The following is an 8,532-nucleotide window of genomic DNA, read 5'->3' as shown; positions in this document are numbered from 1 at the left end:
CCGGGACCGACGCGTGAACGCCGGCGCTTGCGGCGGTCCCGGATAACGGCTTCGCCGTTTCCGGGATGACAGCCGAGGGAACGCTCTCATGCGAGAACGAAGGACCGCCCCCTACGCGCACTCTTCCAGCACCGGCTCGACCGGCGTGGCGTCGGGGGAGGGGAAGGGGACCTTGAAGGTGAAGGCGGCCGGCGTCGGGCCGTGCTGTTCCAGCAGCGCCAGGCGGGCCTTGGCCTCGTCGATGGTCGGCCGGTGGCCGGCCGGGACCCACCACAGGACCATGAAGACGTCCATGTGCTCGAACCACTCGCGGCGACGGCGCATGATCTGGACGTGGTCGCCGCGATAGACGAAGGCGCCGAGGGACGGAATGTCGGTCCAGACCGACATGTTGATGGCGATCAGCGGGTCTTCGTAGGGGGCCAGGTCGGTGGCGTCGTTGCCGTCGCCCGTCAGCCGCCAGACGAAGCCGGGCGAGGCCTCGGCCTGGGCGTTGACCGGGTCGAGGTTGTCGACGAAGTCCTTGATCATCGGATGGTCGACCGGCGCTCGCAGGCGACCGATATTGACCTGGGCCAGTTGCCACATGTTCCGCTCCTCCGACCGTGTTCGAGCGAACTTGGGCAGGGCGGCGACGGAGCGCAAGGCCGGCCAGGCGCCGGACTCAATTGCAGCCCCCAACTGTTGTCATCCCGGCCGTAGGACCGCGTAGCGGGCCGAAGTGCCGGGACCCAGGGGCCACCGCATTGCGCCGGCCCCTGGGTCCCGGACAGCCTCTGCGAGGCTTCCGGGATGACAACTGTTGTTGAGAGCTTTGTCTCTACTCAGCAATTCAAGCGTTCAATTGAGTGCGGACCCCTAGGCCTCGTTGGTTGAAGCGGGCCTGCCGTCGTCCTTGACCTTGCGCGTCTTGCCGGTCCCCGGGGGTACGGTGGCGGGCCACCGGGCGCCCAGGAGACGTTTGCGCTCGACCCAGGCGAAGCTGACGGAATTGGCCTGGTTGCCGCCGAGGACATAGAGGTTGCCGCCGTTCTCGCCCGCGTAGAAGCCGACATGGCCCTTCCAGCCCTCCGGTTTCTCGCGCCAGAAGACCAGGACCGCGCCGGGCTGCGGCGTGCAGGGGCCGCCAAACCTCAGCCAGCTGCGCGCGCCCAGCGGGTCCGACACCAGCGGCTCGGTCGTCAGGGTGGATCCGATGCAGTGGGCGACGAACAGCCCGCACCACGCGATGTCGTCGTGCTTGTAGTCCAGGTCGAGCTTGTTGGCGAAATCCAGGATGATCGGGTTGTCGAGCGCGCCGGGGCCCTCCTGCAAGCCGAGGAGCCGCTGAGCTTCCTGCAGCCACACCAGGGCCGGGTCCCCGAGCTTGTCCTGCTTGGCCGGCGCGACAAGGCCGAGGGCCTTCAGGGTTTCAGGTCCGACCACGCCGTCGACCTGGAGCTGCCTGGCGGCCTGGAAGGCGCGGACGGCGGCGATGGTGCGCCGCCCCCAGACGCCGTCGATGTTGCCGGGGTCAAACCCGTTGATCGCCAAGGCCTTCTGGATTTCGAAAATGGTCACGGCGAGCCCCTTCGCCCATCGATGATGGCGAAGGGTGCGCGCTTAGCGTGTCCTTGTCCAGCTTCTCGCCACTGGCGAGCGGCCGATCTCAGGCGATCTCGACGCGGTAGCTTTCGATGACGGTGTTGGCCAGCAGCTTGTCGCACATGGCCTTGACCTCGACCTCGGCCTTGGCGGGATCGGTTTCGACGACGTCGAACTCGATGGTGCGGCCGACCCGCACGCCCGAGACGTCGGCCCAGCCCAGCCCGTGCAGGGCGGCTTCGACGGCCTTGCCCTGGACGTCGAGGACGCCGGGCTTGAGGAACACTTGAACCTTGGCTTTCATATCTTTCCTGACCTTTTCACCCTCTCCCGGAGGGGAGAGGGAGGGGCCCATCGCGGAGCGATGGGAGGGTGAGGGGTGAAGGCGTTCGACGGCGCGCCGGCAGGGCGTGAAGTCGGATGGGGCGTAACCCCTCATCCTCCCACGACTTCGTCGCGGGCCCCTCCTTCTCCCCTCCGGGAGAAGGTGTTTTGCCTAGTGCACGCCGCCTTGGATGACGGTGGGCATTTCCTTCATGATGCCGAGGCGGCGGGCCACCTCGGTGTAGCTTTCGATGACATTGCCCAGGTCGCGGCGGAACCGGTCCTTGTCCATCTTCTCGTTGGTGGTCGAGTCCCACAGCCGGCAGCTGTCGGGGCTGATCTCGTCGGCCAGGATCACGCGGCTGAAGTCGCCTTCGTAGATGCGGCCGAACTCGATCTTGAAGTCCACCAGGGTGATGCCGACGGCGCTGAACAGGCCGCTCATATAGTCGTTCACCCGCAGGGCCATGGCCATCATGTCGTCGATCTCCTGGGTGGCGGCCCAGTTGAACGCGGTGATGTGCTCCTCGGAGACCATCGGGTCGCCCAGCTTGTCGTCCTTGTAGTAGAACTCGATGATCGAGCGGGGCAGGGGCGTGCCCTCGGCCAAGCCCAGGCGCGTGGCGATCGAGCCGGCGGCGATGTTGCGCACCACCACCTCGAGCGGAATGATCTCGACTTCCTTGATCAGCTGCTCGCGCAGGCTCAGGCGGCGGATGAAGTGGTTCTGCACGCCGATCGCGTTCAGGCGAGTCATCATGTACTCGCTGATGCGGTTGTTGATCACGCCCTTGCCCTCGAGCACGGCTTTCTTCTGGGCGTTGAAGGCGGTGGCGTCGTCCTTGAAATACTGGATCAGGGTGCCCGGTTCGGGGCCCTCGTACAGGATCTTGGCCTTGCCTTCGTAAATCTTCTTGCGGCGGGTGGTCATGGCTCTCGTCGAGGCCCTTCTGGTTGCGGGCGCCTCTTGTCCGGAGAAACGAAAAGCGCGCGCGGCGGATAGCTGCGCGCGGCGTTCGACTCAAGGCCGCTCACGAAAAATGTCGCGGGGAAACCTAGCTGAACGCGGCGCCTGGCGCAAACGGGGCTAGCCGCGACCTCGGGATTGTGAGCGGATCATGGGCGATGCGGCGTTGCTTCCGATTGCCGGGCGGCTCGCCAGGGGATATGCAGCCCGCTCAGAGACTATTGGGGCTTTCATGACGACCTTCGACGATCGCGAACAGGGTTTCGAACGCAAGTTCGCGCTGGAGCAGGAACAGGAATTCAAGGCGACCGCCCGTCGCAACCGCCTGTTGGGCGAATGGGCGGCCGGCCTGATGGGCCTGGCCACCGTCGAGGAATACGCGCGCGCGGTCGTGAAGTCCGACTTCGAGCAGCCCGGCGACGAGGACGTGCTGCGCAAGGTGGCCGGCGACCTCAAGGGGTCGGGCGTCAATGTCAGCGAGGGTGAAGTCCGTCGCAAGATGGACGAGTTGCTGGCCATGGCCCGCGGCCAGATCGCCGCCGGCGAGTAGGCCGGCGTCCGCGCCAACAGCTTGGCGCGACGGAATTTTTCTAAATCCATCCACAGGGCCCGATCGCGACGTTCGTCGCGGCCGGGCCTTGTCGTCTTGGGAGTCCCGAGTTCGCGAAACGGCGGGTACGGAATGAATACTCTTATAGGTAGATAGAAAATCAGATAGCGCGCTCAGGTTTCTTTGGGCGCCATCCAAAGCCGGATGTATCACTCTCGCGGGAGGCGATCGACAGGGTCGCCCACACCAGGAGGACACACCATGGCGGATGATATCGGTACGCTTCACACTCAGAAGGCCGAAGGCACGGACCTCGGCCTCTATTTCGTCAAGGCGGTGGTCGGCAATGTCGGGACGCCCGGCGCGCCCATCGTCAACCTGGCCCTGACGGTGCAGGCCGCCTCCGGCCACGTCAGCGGCATCGCCGAGATCAGCCAGGCGATCGTCGGCGGTCATCACCGCTTCCCGGTCACCGGCCAGATCTATCAGACCGGCTTCGGGCCCAACCATCAGCTGGTCTCGCTGCACGGCGAGTTCGTCTACAGCGTGCCGCCCCCCGCCATCGGCTCGTTCCTGGCCAAGTTCACGGCGGCGCTGACGGTGGACAACGCCTGGAACGGCTTCGGTGGGTTCAACTACCTGAACACCCACGTCGAGAAGGTGCCGGTCAAGAAGATCGCCTGACCTCTCTTCCGAGCCAGATCACTCGCGTCGTCCGAAAGGGCGGCGCGAGTTTTTCATGACTTACCAGACCCGCGAGCGGTCCTCGGGCTTGAGGTAGTAGGCCTCGCCCGGCTTGACGCCGAAGGCCGCGTACCAGGCGTCGATGTTGCGGGTCGGGCCGATGACCCGGAAGGCCGGCGGCGAGTGCGGGTCCGAGGTGATCTGCTCCTTCAGCGCGTCGTCGCGCACCTTGCTGCGCCAGTTCTGGCCGAACGCCAGGAACAGGCGCTGGTCGCCGGTCAGGCCGTCGATCACCGGGGCCGGCTTGCCGCCCAGCGAGGCGTGATAGGCGTCCAGCGCCACCTGCAGCCCGGCCAGGTCGGCGATGTTCTCGCCCATGGTCAGCTTGCCGTTGATGAACATGCCCGGCGCGCCTTCATAGGCGTCGTACTGCTTGCCCAGGATCTCGGCCTGGGCCTCGAAGCGCTTGCCGTCCTCGGCGGTCCACCAGTCGCGCAGCTTGCCCGTCTCGTCGAACTTGCGGCCCTGGTCGTCGAAGCCGTGGCTGATCTCGTGGCCGATCACCGCGCCGATGGCCCCGTAGTTGACCGCCGGATCGGCCGCCGGGTCGAACAGCGGCGCCTGCAGGATGCCGGCCGAGAAGACGATCTGGTTCTGCGAGGTGTCGTTGTAGGCGTTCACCGTCTGGGGCGTCATCTGCCACTTGCCGTGGTCGACGGCCTTGCCCAGGTCGCTCAGCTCGTAGGCCCACTCGAAGGCCCGGCTGCGCGAGACGTTGCCGTAGAGGTCGCCGGCCTCGATCTTCAGCCCCGAATAGTCGCGCCACTTGTCGGGATAGGCCACCATCACCGCCATGCGCTTGAGCTTGACCTGGGCCTCGGCCTTGGTCGCCGGGCTCATCCAGGGCGCGTCGTCGATCCGTTTGGCCATGGCGACCTTCAGGTTGCCGATCATCCCGACCATCTGGGCCTTGGAACTGGGAGGGAAATAGGTCTCGACATAGGTCCGGCCGACCAGCTCGCCCAGGCTGCCGTCCACCAGCTGCACGCCGCGCTTCCAGCGCGGGCGGATCGTCGCCTGGCCGGTCAGGACCTTGACGTATTCGAAGCGGCTGTCGACGAACCGCTTGGAAAGGTAGGGCGAGGCCTCCTCCACCAGGTGGAAGGCCTGCCAGGCCTTCAGCGTCTCCAGCGGCGTCTCGGCGTAGATCTTGGCGATGTCGCGGATGGCGGTGTTCTCGTTCAGCACCACGGCGCCCAGGCCCGGCATGCCGGCCGCGGCCAGGTAGTCGGCCCACGGGAAGGCGGGGGCGTAGGTCGCCAGCTGGCCGACGGTGACGGGGTTGTAGGTCTTGTCGACGTCGCGCCGCTCGGCCGCCGGCCAGCTGACCGTGGCGATGCGGGTCTCCAGGGCCATGACCTGCGCCGCCGCCTTGGCCGGATCGGCATAGCCCGCCGCGGCCAGGGCCCGCTGGACGAACGCCGCATAGGCCTCGCGCTGCGGCTTGAAGCCGTCGGCCAGGTAGTAGTCGCGCTCGGGTAGGCCCAGGCCCGACTGATAGACATAGAGGGTGTTGACCTCGGGGCTCTTGATGTCGGGCGCGACGTCCAGCTGGAACAGGTCGGCGCCGAAGCCGCCGTGCGCGGCGCCCATCAGCCGGGCGAAGGCGGTCTTGTCGGCCGCCGCCGCCACCTTAGCCAGGTCGGCCTTCAGCGGCCCGTCGTCGACCTGCTCGACCTTGGCCTCGTCGGTGAAGCTCTTGTACAGCCCGCCCAGCTGGGTCGCGGCCGGCGCCTTCTCGATCACCGCCCGAAGCTGGTCCTGCGAGCGGTTGTAGACGTCGTTGCCCGCGCCGGCGCTGCCCTGGTCAGGCGGGATCTGGGTGCGGGCGAACCACGCCCCGTTGACGTACTTGTCGAAGTTGTCGCCCGGCTTGACGGCGGTGTCGCGGGCGGTCAGGTCGACGCCCCAGGCGCCGTACATGGGTTTTCCAGCTGGGGGGGCGGCGGAGGCGGTGGGCTCGGCCGCGATGGCGGCGGCGGACATCGCGAGCGCCGAAGCGGCGGCCAGCAGGATCATGCGCATGTGGAAACCTCTTCCCCTTGGAGGGAAGCGATGCTGCCCTAGTTGGCGGCGGCGCGCAGATGAAAAGCGCGTAATGTGGCGGCGCGGACCTCTTTTACCGTTTCCCCGCCGGGAAAACCGGAGAGGAGAGGCTCAGTCCAGCCACGCCCTGATCGCCGCCCACGCCTGCGCCTTCTCCGCGAACGACCTCGCCGCGTGGGCCGGGCTGGAGGAGGGCAGGGCCAGGGTGGGCAGGCGGCCGCCCAGCAGCTTGCCGCCCAGCCTGGCCGCCGTGCCGCCGTTGAAGGCCACGGCGCGCAGGGCGGGCAGGGTCTCGACCAGGGCGACCAGGTCGTTGGCGGTGGCGTCCTGGATGGCGGCGTCGAGGCTGCCGGGGCGTCTGGCCTGGGCGATCACGTCCCACAGGCCGACGCCATGCGCCAACAGGGCCGCCAGCCGGTCTTCATAGGGCAGGGCGACCAGCGGCGTGGCCAGCACCCCCTCCAGCAACCGCCAGAAGGCGTTGCGCGGATGGCCGTAATATTGCGCGACCGCCAGGGAGGCGTCGCCCGGCAGGCTGCCCAGGATCAGGACGCGGGTGCTTGCGTCGACGACCGCTGGGAAGCCCGCCTTGCGGGTCACTAGCCCTGCTCGCCGAACACCCGCCTGAAGATCACGTCGACGTTCTTGGTGTGGTAGCCGTAGTCGAACAGTTCCTCGAGCTCGGCGTCCGACAGCGCCTTCGACACGACATCGTCGGCCTTCAAAAAGTCGATGAACCGGCCTTCGCCGCGCCACACCTTCATCGAATTGCCCTGCACGGCGGCGTAGGCGTCCTCGCGCGACACCCCCTTCTGGGTCAGGGCCAGCATCACCCGCTGCGAGAACACCAGGCCCCCCAGCTTGTCCAGGTTCCTGGCCATGTTGTCGGGATAGATGTTGAAGCGCTCGATCACCCCGGCCAGGCGGCGCAGGGCGAAGTCGAGGTGGATGGTGGCGTCCGGCCCGATGCCGCGCTCGACCGACGAGTGGCTGATGTCGCGCTCGTGCCAGAGGGCGACGTTCTCCATGGCGGGCACGACGGCCGAGCGGACCAGCCGGGCCAGGCCGGTCAGGTTCTCGGTCAGGATCGGGTTGCGCTTGTGCGGCATCGCCGACGAGCCCTTCTGCCCGACCTCGAACGGCTCCTCGGCCTCCAGCACCTCGGTGCGCTGCAGGTGGCGGATCTCGGTGGCCAGCCGCTCGACCGACGAGGCGACGACGCCCAGGGCGCAGAAATAGGCGGCGTGGCGGTCGCGCGGGATCACCTGGGTCGAGACCGGCTCGACCACCAGGCCCATCTTGTCGGCCACGTGCTGTTCGACCCGCGGATCGACATTGGCGAAGGTGCCGACGGCGCCCGAGATCGCGCAGGTGGCGATCTCGAATTTGGCCATGGCCAGCCGCTCCTTGGCGCGCTGGAACTCGGCGTAGTAGCCGGCCAGCTTCAGGCCGAAGGTGATCGGCTCGGCATGGATGCCGTGGCTGCGGCCGACGCAGACCGTCATCTTTTGTTCCAGCGCCCGGCGCTTCAGCGCCGCCAGCAGCAGGTCGACGTCCTCGATCAGCAGGTCGGTGGCCTTGGACAGCTGTACGGCGAAGCAGGTGTCGAGCACGTCGCTGCTGGTCATGCCCTGGTGCAGGAAGCGGGCTTCCGGGCCGACGATCTCCGACACGTGGGTCAGGAAGGCGATGACGTCATGCTTGGTGACGCGTTCGATCTCGTCGATGCGGTCGCTATCCCACACCGCGTCGCGGCCCTTTTCCCAGATCGTCTCGGCGGCGAGCTTGGGGATGACCCCGATCTCGGCCATGGCGTCGGCGGCATGGGCCTCGATCTCGAACCAGATCTTGTACTTGGTCTGGCTGGACCAGATGGCGGCGGCTTCGGGGCGGGAATAGCGGGTGATCATGAGGCCGGGGTTTCGGCGGGTAGGGGGTGAGAGTCAAGGGCGGGAAAGCGTGGAGTCGTCTGGGTCGCGGATGGTCCGCTTTCAACCCTAGTCGGACGTTCGAAGCGCTGGCGGTCGGGGACATGCTCTCACGCAACGACTTCAGCCGCATTCGCGGAGCCTATGCCGTGAGTGCGTGTCCCCAATTGACCCGCTGAGTTTGCCTTTAAAGGCCGAGATGAGGGTTTGAGGTCGTGGACGGGCGTGGGGACACGCACTCACCCCACGTTCGCGGGTCGATTTGCGGAGGCCTTGCTGTGAGAGCATGTCCCCGGCCAGCCGCGGGCTCGCCGTTCTCCTCGAACGCCCTGCCGGCACGCCGTCCGGCGTTTTACCCCCTCACCCTCCCACCGCTGCGCGGCGGGCCC

Annotated in this window: 9 protein-coding genes; 2 read left to right on the top strand and 7 right to left on the bottom strand. The window is 67.3% G+C overall.

From position 1 onward, the window contains the following. Positions 1–111: 111 nt before the first annotated feature. The 4 genes from PMI01_RS11840 to purC form a co-directional block, all read right to left on the bottom strand. Positions 112–588, bottom strand: coding sequence for a DUF3291 domain-containing protein (locus PMI01_RS11840; RefSeq protein WP_007668495.1), 477 nt, complete (start codon positions 586–588; stop codon positions 112–114). A gap of 270 nt (positions 589–858) precedes the next feature. Beyond that, positions 859–1,560: an NlpC/P60 family protein gene (locus tag PMI01_RS11835; protein ID WP_007668493.1), complete on the bottom strand. Its 702-nt coding sequence runs from the start codon at positions 1,558–1,560 to the stop codon at positions 859–861. Positions 1,561–1,648: 88 nt separating this feature from the next. Next, complete coding sequence (gene purS, locus PMI01_RS11830; protein ID WP_007668489.1) at positions 1,649–1,888, bottom strand: phosphoribosylformylglycinamidine synthase subunit PurS; 240 nt, start codon at positions 1,886–1,888, stop codon at positions 1,649–1,651. A 192-nt stretch (positions 1,889–2,080) separates the two neighbouring features. Further along, a complete protein-coding gene (gene purC, locus PMI01_RS11825; protein WP_007668486.1) occupies positions 2,081–2,839 on the bottom strand; it encodes a phosphoribosylaminoimidazolesuccinocarboxamide synthase in 759 nt (252 codons plus the stop codon). Between the two features lie 268 nt (positions 2,840–3,107). On the opposite strand from purC, the gene PMI01_RS11820 reads away from it, so the two are divergent. Beyond that, positions 3,108–3,425 (top strand): DUF1476 domain-containing protein, encoded by a 318-nt coding sequence (locus PMI01_RS11820; RefSeq protein WP_007668482.1) that lies wholly within the window; start codon positions 3,108–3,110, stop codon positions 3,423–3,425. 261 nt (positions 3,426–3,686) lie between these two features. Next, positions 3,687–4,109 carry a DUF1842 domain-containing protein gene (locus tag PMI01_RS11815; RefSeq protein ID WP_007668478.1) on the top strand — a complete coding sequence of 141 codons (423 nt, stop codon included), beginning with the start codon at positions 3,687–3,689 and terminating at the stop codon, positions 4,107–4,109. 60 nt (positions 4,110–4,169) lie between these two features. On the opposite strand, the gene PMI01_RS11810 is transcribed toward PMI01_RS11815, so the two are convergent. From PMI01_RS11810 to purB, 3 genes are all read right to left on the bottom strand, one after another. After that, entirely contained in the window at positions 4,170–6,194 is a 2,025-nt protein-coding gene (locus tag PMI01_RS11810) for a M13 family metallopeptidase (protein ID WP_007668476.1), read from the bottom strand. A 132-nt stretch (positions 6,195–6,326) separates the two neighbouring features. Then, on the bottom strand, positions 6,327–6,815 hold the full coding sequence (locus PMI01_RS11805) for a DNA-deoxyinosine glycosylase (protein WP_007668471.1): 489 nt from the start codon (positions 6,813–6,815) through the stop codon (positions 6,327–6,329). Further along, positions 6,815–8,125 carry an adenylosuccinate lyase gene (purB, locus tag PMI01_RS11800; RefSeq protein ID WP_007668469.1) on the bottom strand — a complete coding sequence of 437 codons (1,311 nt, stop codon included), beginning with the start codon at positions 8,123–8,125 and terminating at the stop codon, positions 6,815–6,817. Before purB ends, PMI01_RS11805 begins: the two co-directional genes overlap by 1 nt. Between the last annotated feature and the right edge of the window lie 407 nt (positions 8,126–8,532).

It is taken from the genome of Caulobacter sp. AP07, from assembly GCF_000281955.1.
In the GTDB taxonomy this organism is placed as follows: Bacteria; Pseudomonadota; Alphaproteobacteria; order Caulobacterales; family Caulobacteraceae; genus Caulobacter.
The sequence above is the reverse complement of the archived record's forward strand: the minus strand, read 5'-3'. Positions and strand labels throughout refer to the sequence as shown.